We start from the raw sequence: 20151 nt of genomic DNA, 5'->3' as shown, positions 1-20151 counted from the left end.
AATAAAAGGCGATAGGTTTACGCTATAACTGCGTAAATCCATCGCCTAGTAATGCTCTATCATAACAACAAAAAATGACCCAATCAAAGCCGATTGGGTCATTATTGTATTTCATCGTCATTGGGCAAAAAACCCAAATTTTGAGAAGCTAGACTGCTGAGATGAATTTCTCTATTTGTCTAGCACTCTTGTATCGATAAGCGCTTGATTACAGGCTTTGACGGTGACGAATCTCAAAACTTTGATGGATTGGTTTTTTGATATTAAAATCAAAACCAATCGTTTTTTGGGTAATATCAACGATATCGTAGCGTTCGATCAACTGCTCATCTAGCTCAAAGCGCGTAAAGTTGTTAGAGAAATACAGAACACCATCTGACGTTAGACGATTCATTGCACGGTTGATGATGGCAGCATGGTCACGCTGTACATCAAAAGTACCTTGAAACTTCTTAGAGTTTGAGAAAGTCGGTGGATCAATAAAAATAATATCGAACTGCTCGGTATTTTCTTTGATCCATTCAAAAATATCCGCCGCGACGAATTGATATTTATTGCGGCTGACATCTAGGCCATTGAGCACAAAGTTTTGCTTGCCCCAGTCTAGATAGTTCTGTGACAAATCAACGCTGGTTACTTTTTTGGCACCAGCAAGGGCCGCATGCACACTCGCCGTACAAGTATAAGCAAATAGGTTCAATACCGACTTAGCGCGACTATTGTCTTTAATGCGAGCACGCATATTACGATGGTCAATGAACAGACCCGTATCTAAGTAATCGGTAAAGTTGACGTAGAAATACGCACCGTCTTCACGCGCGACATGAAATTTGCCACGTTTTTCAGTGGTATTCTGCTTGCTATACTGATCGTTACCAGACTGGCGGGCACGTGTTTTGATAAAGATTTGTTCACGGTTAATGCCGAACACTTCACGAATACCCATCAATGCCAAATTAAAGCGTTTTTTGGCCGTCTCAGGTGGGATAGTCTTTGGTGGCGCGTACTCTTGTACATGAGCGTAATCGCCATATAAATCAATCGCAACCTTAAAATCAGGTAAGTCAGCATCATAAACACGAATGTTGCTGACATTGTCTTTTTTAGCCAGTTTCTTAAGCTTGGCAAGGTTTTTTTGTAGACGGTTGATAAAGTCTTGTCCATCTTCTACGTCAATCTCGTTCTTCTCAAAGCGACTAACGAGGTTGCCCGTTTGCCCAGCGATAAGCGTTCCGTAGCGGAAATAGACGGTGATAGCACCATTATGACAACGCAACGTCTTTGGTTCTTTAATCGGTAGAATATCTACTTGTTCAACATGAGAGGCCAATATGCCAAGCATAGGGTCAATGCCACTACCGGCAAAGCTGTCTTGCAAGATAAGCCCAATCGCTTGATACAACGGTTTAATCATTTCTTCATCACCCAAACGCTCACCATAAGGTGGGTTAGTGATGACTAAAGGATTGCTCAATCGACCATCACTGACCAAGGGTTTGAGCACACCACTGAGTTGATCAAGCGCACGGTTTTCGATATCGAGTAGTGGTAGTAGGTCTTGCAGTCCTGCAGCAATGAGGTTCTTTTCTGTGGCGATAATCGCGCCATTATCAGCATCAAAGCCCAACATAAGCGGCAACGTATCCGGCTGCTCATTGGCAATCTCTAAAGCGTCACGAAAACGTGTTTGAGCATCATTGATCATCTCTTGCCATAGCACATCATCATGATGCTGCCATTGGTAAAAGCCAAATTGATTGGCAGCTTTGTCGATACCTACAGCATAATCACAATGCATCAGTAGTGCTTCGATAAGGAATGTTCCAGAGCCACACATAGGATCGATCAACGCATTATAGTAAGGTGCGTCGCCTGCTTCGTTTTTCTTGTGCCAACCCGCGCTATAAAGTAGGGCGGCCGCCAAGTTTTCTTTTAATGGCGCTTCTGTCATGGCCACGCGATAACCACGGCGATGCAAGCTGGTACCTGATAAATCTAAATATAGCTCGGCTTGCTTGTCGTTGATCGTCGCAAAAATAGAGAAGTCTGGGTTTTTACTATCGACGTTCGGGCGGCTGTCGTAAACTTCGTTAAACGTATCGGCAATCGCATCCTTAATACGTAGCATGGCAAACTGCTGACTGACGGCGACACGCTTATCGACAGATAGACGGATAGCAAAGGTCTGCTCTAAGCTGAATTGTTCAGTCCAATTGACTGATTTTGCCAAACCATAAAGCTGCTCAGCCACATCATATTCAGCATTGATGTTTTTGCGTTTAATCAGCATCAATACCCGTGAGGCCACACGTGACCACAAGCAAATCTTATATAGAACACGCAAGTCTCCAGTCACGGCAAGACGACCTGTGCTTTTGATTTCGCTGTCAATACCAAAACTGGTTAGCTCAGTCTGCAGTGGTGCCTCAAGCCCATCGGCACAGGTAATAATAAGGTCAAGCGACAAATCTGGTGAAGCTGCTGTTAAAGATGCGGGCGCGGTTTGTTCGGTCATACGGGTACCTGTGGGCTAAATTGACAAAAAAGCAAATAATAAGATAAACGGTGTAACCGGTAATTTTACCATAATTCACGGTAGGATGGTTCAAAGTGGCCGTGTTTAAGATGCGATAGCTGAATAATCAGAAATAGCGTCTCTACTTGTCTTTTGCTAGCGGTAACTTATCTGTTACGACTTGAGTAGTGGTTGCAAAAGGTTTGGTGGCGATAGGGTAGTCGACATCCTTTGGCATAAGTAGCCGCATATGGGGATAGGGCGTAGAGATATTGGCAGCATCAAATGCAATCTTTATTTCTTCCTGCAATACTTCTTTAATTTTGGGTATACGGGCAACGGCTGCTGGTTTGACCCAAAACCGTACGATAAAAAATACGCCATATTCTCCGATTTCTGCCACGGTCGCTGAGGTCTCAGGACGATTAAGCACCGCGTCAGTATCGCTGAGCACTTGCAAAATCTCATTACGAGCCGTTTCGATATCATCTTCGAATGCAATGCGCACACGAATATCAAAACGTATAAAGTTTTTGGACGTTAGGTTAATGACTTCAGAGGAGGCAACGTTAGAGTTTGGGATAATGACAGTGATGTTGTCTCGAGTGAGAATATGAGTGGTGCGCAGAGCGATAAGCACCACGCGCCCCTCATTGTCATTGATATGAATCCAATCACCGACCTGAAAGGACTGCTCAAGCAAGATAGTAATACCAGCGATAAAGTTGGCAAGGGTTGATTGAGCGGCGAAACCCACTGCCAAGCCAACAATACCCAAACCTGCGACTAACGATACGATGTCAAAGCCAAATTGTGCCATGACGCTGGCAAGCCCGAGTACCAATAGAAGTACAGACAAAATGTTCTTGAGCAGCTGCTCTATTGAAGCATTGAGACCATAGTGCTGTAGGACTTTGTGAATAATTTGTCCTGATGAAGCCCAAAGTACGTAATAGATGCCTGCCCAAGTGCTTGCTTTTGCTGTAGCCTTAATAGTTTCTGGTTCAAAGTTTATCTGACTCATGATAGCGATTAAGCTGGCTACAATCCAAATGTAGCGTAATATTGAGCGGGCGATCTTGGTACGGCGCTCGTTTAGGCGGATTTTTGCCCGACTATGTTTGAGGATATAGTTGGCCAACCAATAAAAAAATCCCAATACGGCAAGCAGTATCAGGATTTTAATGCCAGTACTCGCAAGCTCTACAGCTTGAGAGGACCAGTTCATCGACTCTTCATCTATAGAACCACCAAGAGACAGATATAAACTGGTGTGCAAATCGCGAATGATTTCTCTAAAAAAGTCAGTAATACTAGCGATTGCCATGTTTGCATCCAGGTAAGCGGTGTATACACAAGGTAATTGGTACGAACAGTTTAATCAAAAACAACCTCAAGTTATCATTGCAATAATTGCGTCAAAATAAGCATGATAACTTGAGTATGCAAATATTACTTAGCATTTATCTGCTAGGAATTATCTTCCTGAGCATCTTGAGACTGAAAAGGTATCTCCATTTTATATTGGACGTCACGTAATGCCGTACGTAGCCCCTCTAGTATCGTTGGATGATAAAAAGGCGTATCGAGCAGCGCCTTAACACACAAGTCATTGGTGATGGCAGTTGCAATAATATGTCCGATGTATTCGGCATCAGGACCTACCATGCTAGCCCCTAAGATTCTGTCGGTTTTTTTGCAACCATAAATGTGCAACAATCCACAATTGACGCCCATCACGCGGCTACGTCCTTGATTGTCAAAGCTGGCACTACCAATGACAAACTCTAAGCTTGAGTCTTGCTGGATATCTGGCAAAGATCTGCCAATATTGACGATTTGAGGTGAACAAAACACAATAGAAAAAGGAGTAGCAGGCGGCCTGATATAGGCAGCTTCCGTGTTCTCACAGACCATATTGCCTGCACTATAGCCCTCATCGCTCGCCACATGTAATAATGGAATGTTGGCATTGGCATCACCAACGATATAGACGTTTAAGTCGCCAATTTGACCTGTCTTTTTACTTAAGTCTTTCGGGCGGTTCTTATCGTCTAGCTCGACGCCTAAGTTTTCGATACCTAACTGCTTAATATTGTTGCGACGACCAGTAGCCACCAAGACATATTCACCTTGCCATTGCTGAGACTCACCAGCACTGTCTTCATACTCAACAAAGGCAATTTCATTACCTTCATTCTTCTTTGTGCCAACATCGGTAATCTTACTGCCCAAGTGCATGGTCAGCTCGTGACTGAGGCAGTCGATGGCTTTGTTATTGATGTCATCATCTTTGAGCCCAGCGACGCGCTTGGCACGATTGAATATTGTGACTTCCACACCCAACCGCGTAAATGCCTGTGCAAGCTCCAAACCAATAGCCCCAGCACCGATGACGACCATGGATTTTGGTAAGTCTGGAAGCTCAAATACCGTGTCAGAGGTCAGCATAGTATCACCAAGCTTGTCCGCCCAACCCTCTGGCATAAATGGCGAGCTACCTGTGGCGACGATGATTTGCTCAGCTTCAATCAGCTCGTCATTGACTTCAATTAAACCTTTCTTATTAATATGAGCACGACCAGCGATTTTTTTGTGATCAGGCCAGCTGTCTACCTGTTTTTTGATATAGCTGGCAAAGTGATTGCGTTCATCACGCACGCGCCCCATCACTTGCTTGCCGTTGATTTTTGCCGTTGCATGAATACCAAACTCACTAGAATTATTGGCATCATGTGCACGATCAGCCGCTGCAATCAGTAGCTTGCTTGGCATACAGCCCACAGCGATACAAGTAGTGGTCCAAAAACCTTCATTAATAATAACGACATCGTCTTTGATTTTGCTTGCTTGACGAAATGCATTTTGACCAGCAGTACCAGCACCGATAACGGCAACAGATACTTTGCGCGTGATTTTTTGCTGCGTATCTTCAGTAGTAGTGCCAGATTGTTTGTTCATATTATTCTCTAATAGGGGAAGGATTATAGTCAGTAATAGACTGAGTTCTTAGCTTATATTTTTTATCTAATTTTTATGGTTCTGATGACGAATACGGATTTAATTATAGAGTCAATAATTACGGGGCTAATATAGTTAGCAAGCGACTAGTATAGTCTTTGGCACGTAGGTTGCGCTGTGCATGAGTCAGTGTGCCATCTTTATCAAATACGAATGCCGAACGGACCAGTCCCAAGATAACCTTACCATACATGTTTTTTTCTTTGATTACCTCAAAGTGCTGACAGAGCGTTTCATCAGTGTCACTCACAAGCGGAATCTGTAAATCATACTTGTCGATGAATTTTTTGTGAGACTCAACACTGTCACGAGAGACGCCAACAATGTCGTAGCCTAACTCATCAAAATCATGAAGATGAGCGGTAAACTCGGTTGCCTGTGCGGTGCAGCCCGGTGTGTTGTCTTTGGGGTAAAAATAGAGAATAAGACCTTTATTCGTATTGGCGACCATCTCTTTTAAGCTGATTTCATCGTGAATAAAACTTCCAGCAATCTTGCGTACAATACTCACTGGAAAATCAGGTAGGTGAAGGGTTTCCGTCGTTGGCTTTGCCATGATAAAGTCCTTGTTGATTTTGGTGTTATTGGTTTTAGTATTATTGATAGTGTGCTTATTATAGGCAGATTAATAGCAATAAATAATCACTTTTACATTTTGCGTATTCATTGACAACAAAAAAGACTGGCAATAGCCAGTCTTTTGTATATCCAATCAGTAATCAGTTAAGCAGGCTTGGTCGGTTGCTTAAGATCTAAACCATCTGTACATTGCTGCAATTCCTTTTGCATCGACTTCACGTAAGGTAGACCAGAGGGATCTTTTTTGTCTTTGGCGTAGCTTTCGATTTCCCACATTTGACCGATGGTCATTTTGCTGCGGACGCCAATAGTACAATTACACAGTTTGGTCGCATCGCCTTTGTCAGCCACTTTATATTTGACCGCGCCATTCACGCAAGTATTGATATTGTCTTGTTTGATATCGGTCGCATTGGCTTGTGGTATCGCAAAGATGGCCGCTAAGGCTAGGGGTAATATTGGCAAAAACTTCATAAATGTCCTCTTACAGATGGCGTCAGTTTTGTAAATCTTAGTCAATAATTAAGTTATTTACATAAGAATAACTAGGGCGTGTCTTCACTTTAAAAAAATTTGAGACATGGCCTAGCCTAGTTATTTATGCTTAGGGTAGACATAATCGTTCATACAATAACAAGTATACGGATTAAAATACAATGGCGACGTGCTGTATTAATGCAAGCGCATGTTGCGCAAATGTTGATTGTATTTACCGCTAAATAATCAGTCTATCCTGCTTGATAGTGAGTAGGGTCAGTGACACCAGCTTGAGCGAATCCTTGACGGCGTAGCGAACAGCTGTCACAAACACCGCAAGCAAGACCGTTTGCATCTGCCTGATAACAAGAGATGGTCTGACCATAATCAACGCCTAGTGACAGACCAAGCTCAATAGTTTGAGCCTTTGATAACTGTTGTAATGGGGTTTGGATCGATAGGCGGTGGCCTGTGACGCCCGCTTTTGTGGCGAGATTGGCCATGTGCTCAAACGCTGCAATGTACTCTGGACGACAGTCAGGGTAGCCTGAGTAATCGACTGAGCTGACCCCAATGACGATATGGTTGGCATCAGCTACTTCTGCGACGGCTAGCGCATACGATAAAAATATGGTGTTGCGGGCAGGGACATAAGTATTTGGAATGGCGTCATTATCGATTTCGTCGCGATTTTTGCTAGGGAATTTGTCCGAATCCCCATCTGGTACGATCATGCTGTGATCGGTCAGCGATGAGCCACCAAGTTGTGCGATGTCAATATCAATAATTCTATGGTTGACCCCTGCGGTATCGGCGATGGTTTTTGCCGCGACCAGCTCACTGTTATGGCGTTGCCCATAGTTAAAGCTTACGGCAGTTACCGATGCATAGCGCGCTTTTGCCCAATACAAACAAGTCACCGAATCGAGACCACCTGATAACAGCACAACGGCATTTTGATTTTTATTAAGGATATCAAGGTCAGCATTGGAGGTTTGGTTGGTAGAGGTGTTTTGCATAGTTATGTTTGTCATAGTGATATCTATTATTGGTTTACGAAAACGGCTATTTTAGCAAAAATACTGCTATTACAGAACCATGAAGCGCCCAATCAAGCGTCACTAAAGTGACAAAGCGCATTTTAGGGGCTATTTTTTTATCAAACGCTATGTGCCAAAAAATAAATAACGTATTTCGCTCATCTTTTCAAACTGTTAGCAATATTTGTTATAATCGCAGCGTTTAAAGCGCCAGTCAGGTGACGTCATGGGCGATGCTTTATTGCAGACCGCTTTATAGTAAAACCACCCTTATAAAGATATTGAGTAACTTATGACCGTAGCAACTTTATTTACGCCAACCTCAACCGATCAATCAAATGAAGCTTCTACTAATACGGGTATCGATAGTCTTGTCTTAGAAGCTAACAATAGTACTGAAAATTATCAGTATGACGATACCGCTGAAGATGGTAGCCATCTAGATAGCCTTATTGATCATTCTGCTGAGACAGATACTCCGACGGATTTTGGCAAACTACAAAAAAAGTTGCGTCGCCAAGTCTCTTGGGCGATTCGTGATTTTAATATGATCGAAGATGGCGATGTGGTGATGGTCTGTGTCTCAGGTGGCAAAGACAGCTATACCTTGCTGGATATTTTATTATTATTAAAACGTATTGCCCCCATTCATTTTGACATCGTCGCGGTCAATCTCGATCAAAAGCAGCCAGGCTATCCTGAAGATATCTTGCCTGCTTATCTTAATGAACAAGGGATTGCTCACTATATCTTAGAAAAAGACACCTATAGCATTGTCAAAAGTGTGGTACCAGAGGGCAAAACCTATTGCTCGGCGTGCTCACGTCTGCGCCGCGGCTCGTTGTATGGTTTTGCCAAGCAAATTGGCGCGACCAAAATCGCTCTTGGACATCATCGTGATGACATGCTTGCGACGTTCTTTTTGAATCTATTTCATGGCGGCACACTTAAATCTATGCCGCCCAAATTGCTGAGTGATGACAAGCAAAATATGCTGATTCGCCCATTGGCTTATGTCGAAGAAAAAGACATCATCGAATATGCCAAATTGAAAGCATTCCCAATCATTCCTTGTAACTTATGTGGCAGTCAGACCAATCTACAGCGAGCCATCATCAATGACATGCTACGCGAATGGGATAATGCGCATCCACAGCGTTTGGCCTCTATCTTTAAAGCGATGCAAAACGTGGCCCCATCACAGTTGGCTGACCGTGAGTTGTTTGATTTTGAAACGCTTAGTCTTGATCGTGATGACAATGAGCGTTTGTTTGAAGGCGACAATATTCAAGCAGGGCAGACAGATGATCTTGCTGAAATGGGTTTGCCAGTATCACCCAAGACACAAACCTTTAATCCAAAATTTGCAAGTGATAAGTCGTATGCGCTCACATCAGAAAATGCCGAGAGCCATGAACGTAGCGCTAAAAAGATACCAACGATTAATCCGGTTATTTAAAGTCTTGTGATTTAGTGCTTTGTGCGTCAATACTCAGTGTATGAGCAATAAAAAACCAGCCATTCTGTCATGAATGGCTGGTTTTTTTGAGTCTCAATATTAGGGCATAGCCTAATAAAGTTAGCTTTTAGCGAACACAGGCAGTGGGTTAAAGTTAACCTCTGAGCGTGGCAGTTTTGCCACATCTTGCATGCGCCAGTCTTCTTTACCATCGTTACTGACTTGCAAGTAGTATTTGGCTTTTACCGGATCGAGCTCTACTTGCGCGCTGTACTTATTGCCTTCTTGATGTTTCAAAACGACGTCATGGTCTTTTTTGACATCCGTGGCGTGCGAGATAGAGAGATCTAGCGTATCAGGATAAGTCAGCGGCGTACCGTTTAGCAGCTTGCCTGACTGTAGGCTTTGCTCAGGATAATTCAAATAAAACACAATATCACCATTATCTGAAAATTGCATTTTGCCATGCAAGTCTAAGTCATAAGTGAGTTTGTCACGTGACACGTCATGATAGAGCGTTTTGCCATCCATATACCAGTCGTCTCGCACCACGCTATCACGAATTTGATAAGAGTAATAAACGAAATATATACAGGCAATGACTACAAACGCGGGCATGCCAATCACAAAGATAACCACCATATAGTTCTTGTACCATGGCTGAGTATCTTGATGTTTAAAGTTCGGTGCTGGAGTAGACATAACATACCTATTAATAAAATATTTGTTCAGCAGATACCCATTCAGAATATATTTATTCGAGAAGTATCTACAAACGGTCTCAACGGATAATTTGACGGCCAAACGCTGTCAGCTTAGTAATAAATACTCATCCGATAGCCTGTAGCGACTGAAGCCAAGCAACTGCATCCGCAAATTATCAAATGAAAAACCCATATTAAATAACTGACACCCAGCCACTGATTTCTAAAAAGCCACTGACTTCTAAAAATTTATTGACCTTGGGTAGTAAAGACATTTTGTTTACTGACTTTGTACTTGCCATCTTCACTGGTCACATTCAGCGTCACAGGGGTTTGACCAAACTCAATCGTATCAGGATTACCATAAATACTCACAGGCATATCAAAACTTTCACCTGCCTCTAAAGGCACATCATTGAAACGCAGCTCTAGACTGAGACCTTTTTGCGGTGCCAGTGTGATTTTATAAGTGTGAGGCTCTTGGGTTTTATTGGTCAGCTTGACGATGTAGCTGTTCTCAATCATGCCTTGGCTGTTGATAGAAGATAACTGGTTGCGGTCGCGGCGAATGTCAATCTCTAATGGCACGCGATCTGTTAACGCATATACGACGCCGCCGCATAGCACCAATAATAATGCCAAATAGGCAAATAAGCGGGGACGTAATAATCGGCTGGGCTCTTTTTCTGCCAGTTGACGCTCGGTTGTGTAGCGAATGAGCCCGCGCGGGTAGCCGACCTTGTCCATCACTTCATTACAGGCATCAATACAAGCAGCACACTGAATACAGGCCACTTGTAACCCATCGCGAATATCGATACCAGTGGGGCAGACCTGCACACACATGGTACATTCAATACAGTCACCTAGATGCTCAGGATTCGTGCCTTTTTTACGAGTACCGCGTGGCTCACCGCGCTCATAATCATAAGAGACAATTAATGTGTCTTTATCAAACATCACGCTCTGAAAACGACCATAAGGACAGATCTGTACACACATCTGCTCACGCATATATCCCGCATTGGCATAAGTGGCAAAGGTAAAGATAAACATCGAGACCCATACCCATGTCGGCCAGTCAGGCACAGGAATCATCCCCACTGTCTGCCAACTATGGTAGAGCGAATCTGTCCCTGCCACATAACTGACAAAGGTCGCAGCGGTAATGATAGAGAGCAGCAACCAAATAGAATATACCGTCGTGCGCTTAAAGACTTTACTTAACCCAAAAGGTGACTTATCAAATTTTATACGCTTATTGCGATCACCGATCACCCATTTTTCGACATATTGGTACAGATGCGTCCAAATCGTTTGTGGACAAGCATAACCGCACCATACACGACCTGCATATACGGTGACCATAAACAACGTAAATGCTGCAATCAGAGCAAATGCCGCGATAAAATAAAAGTCCTGCGTCAAAAATGTCATACCAAAGATATAGTAATGCTGGGATGGCACGTCAAACCATATTGCTTGTCTGTCATTATAGCGTAGCCATGGTAAAAGCAAAAAAGCGGCCAAAAGCGCATACATCGTGATGACACGAATATTTTGATAGAAACCTGTCACAAACCTTGGGTGTACACGATGCTTGGTCGCATCAAGATCAATCTGCTGTACAGGTATTTTATTGGATGGTTGTGCTGACATAAACGTGCCTCTTTAAAAAAAGAATCAGTCTGCTGGCATGATGAACAAACATCTTTGATGATCAGATGTATGATTGTGTGATGTTATCAATGTCAGTAATTAGTGGATAAGGGATTGAGCACAATGTGAGCCGATCCACTTACTACAGAATACTTCAGTCCAGTTGCTAATCATGAGTTTTAAATCACCCGATAGAGTACTATCAAAGCCATTTAAATCTGTTATTAGCAGTCTATTTTAAAAAACAGTTATTCTAACATTCTCCCTACTAATAATGGGGGAATGCATATGAAAAACAATTGATATGATAAAGTATTTTCGCGTGTTTATAATATTCGTTGTTGGTAAAAATGCGTATGAATAAAATAAAAAGGGAGAACTGCAATGACAGTTCTCCCTTTATCAAATCTCATCCATATACAGCACAGTCGTAGTAATCTAGAGTTAGCCGCCGCTTAGTTGGCAGTCGCTTCTTCAGTTACTACTGGTTGAACCGCAGCAGCCGTTACAGTTGGTGCTTCAGGCGATTTCCCCGTTCTGTCCGATAGTGAGTAGATATAAGCAGCAAGTAGCATAATACGCTCATTACCTAGCTTAGTTTCCCACTGTGGCATGACGCCTGCACGACCATAACGTAATGTATTACGTACTGTCTCGCGCTCACCGCCATATAACCAGATATTATCGGTTAGATTTGGTGCGCCTGCTGAAATCATACCTTTGCCGTTTTCAGAGTGACACAGTGCACAATTCTGTTTAAAGATGGCTGCGCCTTGGTTCACTAGGGTTTGATCCAGCTTACCATTGCTCTTGCTACCATTATTGGCAGATAGTGACAGCACATATTCTGACGCTGCACGCACGCCATCTTCACCGATCTGATCACGCCAGGCAGGCATACCGCCAACACGACCATTATGCAATGTGGTCAAAATATTGGTGGCTTCGCCGCCATGTAACCAATCATTGTCAGTCAGGTTAGGGTAGCCAGTAGCACCTTTAGCATTAGAGCCGTGACACACCGCACAGTTCTGTAAGAACAAACGGCTACCCACTTTTAGCGCATTTGGATTTTCAGACAGTTTTTCGACATAAGGAGCAAGTTCTGCCACTTTACCATCGATTTGAGTCTGTAAATCTGCTGGTGGTTTTTCACTATGACGTAGGGTCGTTTGTAGCTCATTGAGTGCTGCAAGTGTTGCTGTTGCACCTGCTGAATCCGCTTTCACAAGAATGCTTTTTTCAAAGTTATCTGTAAATACTTTGTTATTGCTTTCAAGATCACTGGCCAGCTCGTTTTTAGAGGTCCAAGGGACAGTTTTCCCATCCACTTCTACGGTTGCGATACCTTCCCAGTGTTTAGGGAACATAGCTGGGAAAAATATCCAATAAGCGACGCCCCAAACGATTGAACCAAAAAATATCACCAACCACCACTTAGGAAGTGGTTTGTCGTATTCTCGGATGCCGTCATATTCATGACCGGTCGTACCGTCTTCTTCTAAGCTTGGCTTGTATTTTATTACAAACAGCAGAACACCAAGAATAAAAAGCCAGCAGCCGATACTGATTAGCGTGATCCAAGAACTCCAAAAAAATGTCATCATTTATCCTTATTGCGCTGCTCTTCAGACAGAGATTTTATATCCTCGTCATCAAGCGCAAGTTGTGCATCTTCTTCGAAGCGTTTTTTGTTTTTTGGCGAATACGCCCACCATGCAACGCCTACGAAGGCAATAAAGGCAGAAACGGTCGCAATTGTTTGTAATTCACCAATACCCATTAGCGCTGTCCTTCCATTGCAGTGCCCAGCTGCTGTAAATAAGCAACCAAAGCATCAAGCTCTGTGGCACCTAGGACAGCATCAGGAGCGCCTTCGATGTCTGCTTCAGTATAAGGGACACCAAAGCGATCGCGGAATAGGCGCATTTTGTCTTGAATGTTTTCGCCATCCACTTCGTTTTCAGCAAGCCAAGGGAAACCGGGCATCACTGATTCTGGTACGAGTGAACGTGGATTGATCAAATGTTGCTTTTGCCAATCTTCAGAATAGCGACCGCCAACACGTGCTAAATCAGGTCCAGTACGTTTTGAACCCCATAAGAATGGATGATCCCACGTAGACTCAGCAGCGCGCGAATACGGTCCATAACGTTCAACTTCTGCACGTAGTGGGCGAACCATCTGAGTATGACAAACATGACACCCTTCACGGATGTAAATATCACGACCTTCAAACTCAAGCGCTGTCCAAGGCTCCATTGCTGGAAGTGGCGCATTCACACCACCATCTTCAGGGCCCTTGTTATCATATATCAGTGGTACGATTTCAACGAGCGTTGCAAAACTAATAGCAATCACGATACCAATGACTAACAGGCCTGTATTTTTTTCAATAATTTCATGCGGTGTACCAGCCATGATCGCTCCTTATACGTTAGCTGTCGAAGGTTTTTCGACACTAGGTTCATGATCCGTTGGATCAGCGACATCTACAGGCTTACCTTCTGGCATCTTGAGTGTTTTATAGCAGTTATAAGCCATAATAAACATACCCGACACATATAAGAAGCCACCAAAAGCACGGCCAATATATGGGAAATGCGAGAATTCAACAGTATCAACGAAGCTATATACCAAAGTACCGTCTGGGTTCGTCGCAAGCCACATCATGCCTTGACCAATACCTGAGATCCACATAGAGACGATATAGAAAATCGTTCCTGCAGTCGCAAGCCAAAAATGCGTGGTGATTAAGCTGATAGAGTACATCTTTGGTTTGTTATAAATACGAGGTAACAGTACATATAAAGAACCAATCGTGATCATACCAACCCAGCCAAGCGCACCTGAGTGTACGTGACCAATAGTCCAATCGGTATTGTGCGATAGCGCATTGACTGTCTTAATAGACATCATTGGGCCTTCGAACGTCGACATGGCGTAGAACGATAGTGCAACAATCATAAAGCGAATGATCGGATCGGTACGTAACTTATCCCAACTTCCTGATAGCGTGAGTACACCGTTGATCATACCACCCCAAGATGGTGCAAATAGGATGATTGAGAATACCATTGCTAATGACTGCGTCCAATCTGGAAGCGCTGAATAATGCAAATGGTGACCACCAGCCCACATGTATGAAGCAATCAATGCCCAAAAGTGAACGATAGACAAACGGTAAGAATAAATAGGGCGGCCAATCTGTACTGGAACGAAGTAATACATCATTCCAAGGAAAGCTGCCGTTAGATAAAAACCTACTGCGTTATGACCGTACCACCACTGCACCATGGCATCAGTTGCACCGCCAAATAGCGAGTAAGATTTAAAAGCACTAACAGGAATCGCCATGCTATTTACGATGTGCAGTAGTGCAATCGTAATAATGAAAGCGGCGAAAAACCAGTTAGCCACATAGATATGTGAGGTTTTACGTTTGATGAGCGTACCAAAAAAGACGATGGCATAAGAGATCCAGACCAACGCGATTAAGATATCGATAGGCCACTCAAGCTCAGCGTACTCTTTAGTTGATGTCAAACCTAGTGGTAAGGTAATAACGGCAGAAACAATAACCGCTTGCCAACCCCAAAAGGTAAACCAAGCCAAATACGGCGCGAACAGGCGTGTTTTACAGGTACGCTGAACGATATAGTAAGACGTTGCGAACAGGGCAGAACCACCGAACGCAAAAATCACCGCATTGGTATGCAGTGGTCTCAAGCGACTAAAAGTCAGCCATGGAATGTCAAAGTTGAGTGCTGGCCATGCTAACTGTGAAGCAAGGAACACACCAAGACTCATGCCGACGATGCCCCATACTACGGCCATGGTCGTAAAGAATCTTATGACTGTAATTTCATACTCACGGTCATTAGGGTTGGTTGCTGTGTTTTGTAAACTCATTGGATGATTCCTTTACAGCCCGAATTATCAACAGAATTAACCAATAATCCACACAATCTTCATTTGAGATCTTAATTATAGCCATGTATAAGCTGATAATTATCGTGGCACATATTGCTTTTTGGTCTCCTATTACTATGATGTTATTAACTGTTAATCTAAGCTTTTGCTATGTATCAGTAAACACCAATAAATAGGAGTAAGCGCTTTGTGCGCTGTACTCAAAGCCAATTGACAGTAGGATTGTTAATATATCATCAAGGTAAATAAGAAGACGCGCCGTTTTTGGACATCAAACATCTAATGAGGCTAAATATATATCTTAATTATTACGAAGAAATCTGTACTAATGAAGATAGATACCCTTATCTATAGGGCTATAAAACGCACTAACTATAGATGGATGCTAGCGGCAGCTGACAAAAAACATGCTTATGTAATGTTTGGTTAAAACTCCCGACTCTGTTTAAGGGTATTGTAACGCAATCCTAATAAAATATCATCAGAACTATGCGCCAAAATACAAACTCTTTGGTATAAATGTTAGCAGGCAACTTATTATTGCGGTGCCGCTCCTGTATTTTATACGCAATTTTGTCACTATTCTAGATGCTCGTTTCAAACCTTTACGGTAAAAGCCAACTTCCAAAGGATTTTTGTAACAGGGCTATTGCTTGGCTTATAAATAGGTTTTACTTATCATTAGGTCGACCTTTATAATGACCCTCGAGCTATGGATACCCTAATAGACCAATTACTGGTATATTGATGAGTAGTATCCGTCTAATAAAATACCAATTAAGGATAATAAGATGGCAGTTTTTTTGAGCAATGAATGGTTTGAGCAAGTAGAAACAATGGGTAATGAAGCGGGCGAATTGAATCTGCCGCCAGCACTTGCCAATATGATCGTCAACTTGAAGGTTTCTGATACTGATCAAGACATTGAAGCGAATTTCACCAATGGCTTGTTGCATCGCGGCTTAAATGATGCGGCAACGACTACCTTGTTGCTTGACCGCAGTATTCTGCAGTCTATCATCACAGATTTTGATACCAATCAGATCATGGGTGCTTTTATGAGCGGTAAAATTCGCGTCGAAGGCGATATGTCACAATTGATGGCGGTACAGACTGCCCGCCCAAGTGCTGAGCAAAAAGAGCTGTATACCCGTATCAAGTCAATGACCACAATGGTTTAGTTGATATTTAGTCGACTGTTTGGTGCATGTATCATGCATGACAGTCGCCAAGTTAATGACTTCATGAAATGTAAAAAGCCTCTAATACAAATTAGAGGCTTTTTTATTGATAAATGCGACGGTCACCCAGTCGTTATTTAATTAGCTGGCTTTTGATGACTGTGAAACGGTTTTTTGATTTTCTTTATATATGGCCGCCTGTAGCCAGACGTTGGCTTGTACATAATCATGCACGTTAATACTGGCAGTCTCTGCAGTATTAAGTGCGCCAATACGCACAACAAACGGATCTGCATCTTGCTCACGTAATGTCACGACATCAAACAAAATAATAGACTTACCATTGAATACGGTTTCTTGTTTGCCAAGCACCTGACCTTGGCACCATGCTTCGTCCTCTTGACCCAAGGTATCACCAAACAAGTACGCACACATGTGACCCAAATTGATTTCAATGGGTGCCATTTGTTCTTTGGTTTCAGATTTCCATTTGGCTATCTGCTCTTGTAAATCGTCTGGGATATTTCCGTCATTCGCCGCAACGATATCATTAAAGGCACGGTGATAGCGGATGGATTCTTGATCCTCCACCATGATCACTTCGTTTTGTTCACTGAGCTTAATCTCGTGCGCCCATGCGCTAAAGTTCACGTAATAATAGGCCTCACGCTGATATAAGTGGCGATTGGCTGTGTAAAGCTGATCAAATGCATAAATGATACTGCCATCAGCCGTACGTAAGCGTAAAACAGCATCATGCGAGTTGTCATTAGCAATAACACGCTCAATTTTGCAATTGAGTCCATAAGGGCTGTCAACACAAGGGTATGCATTGATAAAGCATTCAGGCTTGCCATCTTTCATCGCCAGTACTTGATTGATGTGGCATGGTTGATCTTCTGACAATAACAAGCAGCTGTCTTGCGCGCTCACATTGTTGTTGAGACCTTTAGGCATTGCTGCGACTTCAATCATTTTTTGTAGCCATTCTGGCACATCATGACTCATGTCATCGGTCAGGATACGCCAGTGATCACCGTGACCGGCAGACTGCTCATCGGTCAGCGTGATCTTGGTAGGCGCTTGAATGTTTTTATATTGATAATTTATGGTCATGAAAATACTCAAAATTAAGTCAGCTTGGGGTTTTAATCTAATATGGCGGTCGCTTATGCATTATCCAATACGCTGAGCGCTGGTGTATGAGGGTCAGCAGCCTAGCCAGAAAAAGATCAGAAACCGCAATGAGGGGTTAATGACAATTGTCTTTAGCCTATAATATATAGGTATTGACACACCTAATAGCAAGACCCCTATAAAAAATAATAACAACAAAACCCCGTTTTTTGGTGAATAATACGCTCAGTTCTAGCTAATGACTGGCACATATCAGCCAAATTGTGTCAAACTAGCTCCCTTTTGATGGCCGTTTTTGGCTCGTCTGAACCCCTGTTTTTGTGTTCGATTTATATGTGCGTAAGGCAAGCGTAGGCTTGTGATGCATTTGTTGCTGCTCGTTTTGTAGCCTATATAAAGTCGCACGTAGATAAGATAAAGAGTTTGAATATGTTTCGTCCTTTAGCGTTATTTATTGGCTTACGATACACCCGAGCAGAGCGCAGTAATGGCTTTATCTCATTTATATCACTCATCTCAATGATTGGTTTGACACTTGGGGTTGCCGTATTGATTACGGTGCTATCGGTGATGAATGGTTTTGATCGTGAATTAAAAACCCGTATTTTGGGCATGGTGCCGCAGGCGACTGTGGTCTCAAGCGAGATCATCAGTGATTGGGAACAATTGGCTGATAAGATTAAAGAAGATCCAGAAGTGGCAGCGGTTGCCCCTTTTATCCAATTGCAAGGGATGCTGACATCAAACGGTCAGGTCGCAGGGATTATGGTGACAGGTGTCGAGCCTGAATACGAAAAAAATGTCTCTATCATCAATGAGCATATGGTCGAAGGCAGCATTGATACCTTGCAAAGCGGTGATTTCAGCATTGTGTTAGGCGAGGAGATGGTACAGTCTTTAGGCTTGCAGATAGGGGACAAGGTAACTTTAGTGTTGCCAGAAGCGTCGCCATCACCTGCAGGCGTGATACCACGGTTTAAGCGTTTTACCTTAACCGGTATCTTTACCATCAGCCCAGAAGTCGATAGCCTCATGGCGTTTATCCCAATGGGTGATGCGGCAAAACTGCTGCGTTTGCCAGAAGGAGCGCAGGGCGTACGTATGAAGCTCAATGATATCTTCACAGCGCCAATGGCTGCAGAGAAAGCGGCTGCCATTGCACCTCAGCAGTTGTATCCTAATGATTGGACGCAAACGCATGGCAATCTATTTGGTGCGATTCAAATGGAAAAAGCCATGGTCGGCTTGCTATTGTTTTTGATTATCTTAGTGGCTGCTTTTAATATTGTCTCAAGCCTAGTAATGCTCGTTACTGACAAAAAAGCAGATATTGCAATTTTGAAAACCTTTGGTGCCTCTCCTCGATTAATCACCCAAGTGTTTATGGTCCAAGGTGTGGTCATCGGTGTTATCGGTACCGTTGCTGGCACGATATTGGGTGTGATATTTGCGCTCACGGTCAGTGATATTTTGGGTTTTATTAATCAAGTCTTTAACCTGAACCTATTTGATGCGTATTTCGTGAATTATTTGCCGTCAGAATTGCGTTTGTTAGATGTGGTATTGATTACAGGTGCGTCGTTTGTACTGAGCTTTTTGGCCACTATTTACCCAGCACGCCGAGCGGCTAAGATTCAGCCTGCCCAAACACTACGTTACGAGTAATCCCAAACGCCTAAGCATGCAAATAAGTATCAAACCAACTATTAAAATAAGTATCGACACAAATAAAATAAAGGAAGCGCTATGTCTGCCATTTTAAAGGCGACCAATATCAATAAGATATATGATGAAGGGGCGGTCAGTACACAGGTATTGACGGGCCTTGATATTACGGTTAATGCTGGTGAGCGTATTGCTATCGTTGGCACCAGTGGTTCAGGAAAAAGCACTTTGCTACACTTGCTTGGCGGACTTGATACACCAACGAGCGGTGAAGTCTGGTTGCATGGTCAATTATTAAACAGCATGAATGAGACTGAACGCGGTGCCATGCGCAACAAGCACTTGGGTTTTATTTATCAGTTTCACCACCTGTTAGCTGAGTTCACCGCAATTGAAAACGTTGCGATGCCTCTACTAATGCGTCCAGAAGTATCGACGAAAGACGCCCGTAAGCAAGCCATTGAGATTTTGGAGAATGTCGGCCTTGAGCATCGTTTGATGCACAGACCTGGTGAGCTATCAGGTGGTGAGCGCCAGCGTGTCGCCATTGCGCGTGCGCTAGTGACCAAGCCATCGCTTATTTTGGCAGATGAGCCAACGGGTAACTTGGATTATGACAATGCGCAAAGTGTTTTTGGGCTGTTGTCAGAACTGCAAAACACCATGCAAACGGCGCTATTGATGGTGACTCATGATCGCAATTTAGCGGCACTTGCTGACCGTCAGTTATTGCTACGTAATGGTCATTGGGAACAGTATTAACACTTTTGTGTACAGAGAA

The 20151-nt window shown here is 43.1% G+C and carries 17 protein-coding genes; 4 read left to right on the top strand and 13 right to left on the bottom strand.

Features of this window, described 5'->3' with window-relative positions; translation table 11 throughout:
- Nucleotides 1–208 precede the first annotated feature (208 nt).
- The 6 genes from rlmKL to queC form a co-directional block, all read right to left on the bottom strand.
- On the bottom strand, nt 209–2515 hold the full coding sequence (gene rlmKL, locus I6E86_RS09695) for a bifunctional 23S rRNA (guanine(2069)-N(7))-methyltransferase RlmK/23S rRNA (guanine(2445)-N(2))-methyltransferase RlmL (RefSeq protein WP_197177300.1): 2307 nt from the start codon (nt 2513–2515) through the stop codon (nt 209–211).
- A 142-nt stretch (nt 2516–2657) separates the two neighbouring features.
- Nucleotides 2658–3842: a mechanosensitive ion channel family protein gene (locus tag I6E86_RS09690; protein ID WP_197177299.1), complete on the bottom strand. Its 1185-nt coding sequence runs from the start codon at nt 3840–3842 to the stop codon at nt 2658–2660.
- A 143-nt stretch (nt 3843–3985) separates the two neighbouring features.
- Entirely contained in the window at nt 3986–5476 is a 1491-nt protein-coding gene (locus I6E86_RS09685) for a dihydrolipoyl dehydrogenase (protein WP_197177298.1), read from the bottom strand.
- Nucleotides 5477–5594: 118 nt separating this feature from the next.
- Nucleotides 5595–6092, bottom strand: a complete 498-nt coding sequence (locus I6E86_RS09680) for a peroxiredoxin (RefSeq protein WP_197177297.1) — start codon at nt 6090–6092, stop codon at nt 5595–5597.
- 167 nt (nt 6093–6259) lie between these two features.
- Nucleotides 6260–6589, bottom strand: coding sequence for a hypothetical protein (locus I6E86_RS09675; protein WP_197177296.1), 330 nt, complete (start codon nt 6587–6589; stop codon nt 6260–6262).
- 254 nt (nt 6590–6843) lie between these two features.
- On the bottom strand, nt 6844–7611 hold the full coding sequence (gene queC, locus I6E86_RS09670; RefSeq protein ID WP_197177467.1) for a 7-cyano-7-deazaguanine synthase QueC: 768 nt from the start codon (nt 7609–7611) through the stop codon (nt 6844–6846).
- A 313-nt stretch (nt 7612–7924) separates the two neighbouring features.
- On the opposite strand from queC, the gene ttcA reads away from it, so the two are divergent.
- Nucleotides 7925–9091: a tRNA 2-thiocytidine(32) synthetase TtcA gene (gene ttcA / locus I6E86_RS09665; RefSeq protein WP_197177295.1), complete on the top strand. Its 1167-nt coding sequence runs from the start codon at nt 7925–7927 to the stop codon at nt 9089–9091.
- A gap of 120 nt (nt 9092–9211) precedes the next feature.
- On the opposite strand, the gene I6E86_RS09660 is transcribed toward ttcA, so the two are convergent.
- The 6 genes from I6E86_RS09660 to ccoN form a co-directional block, all read right to left on the bottom strand.
- Entirely contained in the window at nt 9212–9793 is a 582-nt protein-coding gene (locus I6E86_RS09660) for a FixH family protein (RefSeq protein WP_197177294.1), read from the bottom strand.
- Between the two features lie 251 nt (nt 9794–10044).
- Complete coding sequence (gene ccoG / locus I6E86_RS09655) at nt 10045–11454, bottom strand: cytochrome c oxidase accessory protein CcoG (RefSeq protein ID WP_197177293.1); 1410 nt, start codon at nt 11452–11454, stop codon at nt 10045–10047.
- A 455-nt stretch (nt 11455–11909) separates the two neighbouring features.
- The gene (ccoP, locus tag I6E86_RS09650) at nt 11910–13058 is read right to left on the bottom strand and encodes a cytochrome-c oxidase, cbb3-type subunit III (protein ID WP_197177292.1); all 1149 of its coding nucleotides are present in this window, start codon (nt 13056–13058) and stop codon (nt 11910–11912) included.
- Nucleotides 13058–13237: a CcoQ/FixQ family Cbb3-type cytochrome c oxidase assembly chaperone gene (locus I6E86_RS09645; protein ID WP_057760804.1), complete on the bottom strand. Its 180-nt coding sequence runs from the start codon at nt 13235–13237 to the stop codon at nt 13058–13060. Before I6E86_RS09645 ends, ccoP begins: the two co-directional genes overlap by 1 nt.
- On the bottom strand, nt 13237–13875 hold the full coding sequence (ccoO, locus tag I6E86_RS09640; protein WP_194363979.1) for a cytochrome-c oxidase, cbb3-type subunit II: 639 nt from the start codon (nt 13873–13875) through the stop codon (nt 13237–13239). The genes I6E86_RS09645 and ccoO overlap by 1 nt, the downstream gene beginning before the upstream one ends.
- Before the next feature lie 9 nt (nt 13876–13884).
- Nucleotides 13885–15366, bottom strand: a complete 1482-nt coding sequence (ccoN, locus tag I6E86_RS09635) for a cytochrome-c oxidase, cbb3-type subunit I (protein ID WP_197177291.1) — start codon at nt 15364–15366, stop codon at nt 13885–13887.
- Nucleotides 15367–16178: 812 nt separating this feature from the next.
- Here ccoN and I6E86_RS09630 point away from each other — a divergent pair.
- Nucleotides 16179–16568: an SCP2 sterol-binding domain-containing protein gene (locus tag I6E86_RS09630; protein WP_197177290.1), complete on the top strand. Its 390-nt coding sequence runs from the start codon at nt 16179–16181 to the stop codon at nt 16566–16568.
- Between the two features lie 141 nt (nt 16569–16709).
- Here the strand turns inward: I6E86_RS09630 and I6E86_RS09625 are convergent, their stop codons facing one another.
- Nucleotides 16710–17684: a hypothetical protein gene (locus tag I6E86_RS09625; protein WP_197177289.1), complete on the bottom strand. Its 975-nt coding sequence runs from the start codon at nt 17682–17684 to the stop codon at nt 16710–16712.
- Between the two features lie 450 nt (nt 17685–18134).
- Between I6E86_RS09625 and I6E86_RS09620 the strand changes: the two genes are divergently transcribed.
- Nucleotides 18135–19370, top strand: a complete 1236-nt coding sequence (locus I6E86_RS09620) for a lipoprotein-releasing ABC transporter permease subunit (protein ID WP_197177288.1) — start codon at nt 18135–18137, stop codon at nt 19368–19370.
- Nucleotides 19371–19451: 81 nt separating this feature from the next.
- Complete coding sequence (gene lolD, locus I6E86_RS09615) at nt 19452–20132, top strand: lipoprotein-releasing ABC transporter ATP-binding protein LolD (protein WP_197177287.1); 681 nt, start codon at nt 19452–19454, stop codon at nt 20130–20132.
- Nucleotides 20133–20151: the final 19 nt, after the last annotated feature.

The organism is Psychrobacter sp. SWN149, from assembly GCF_015864565.1.
In the GTDB taxonomy this organism is placed as follows: Bacteria; Pseudomonadota; Gammaproteobacteria; order Pseudomonadales; family Moraxellaceae; genus Psychrobacter.
The sequence above is the reverse complement of the archived record's forward strand: the minus strand, read 5'-3'. Positions and strand labels throughout refer to the sequence as shown.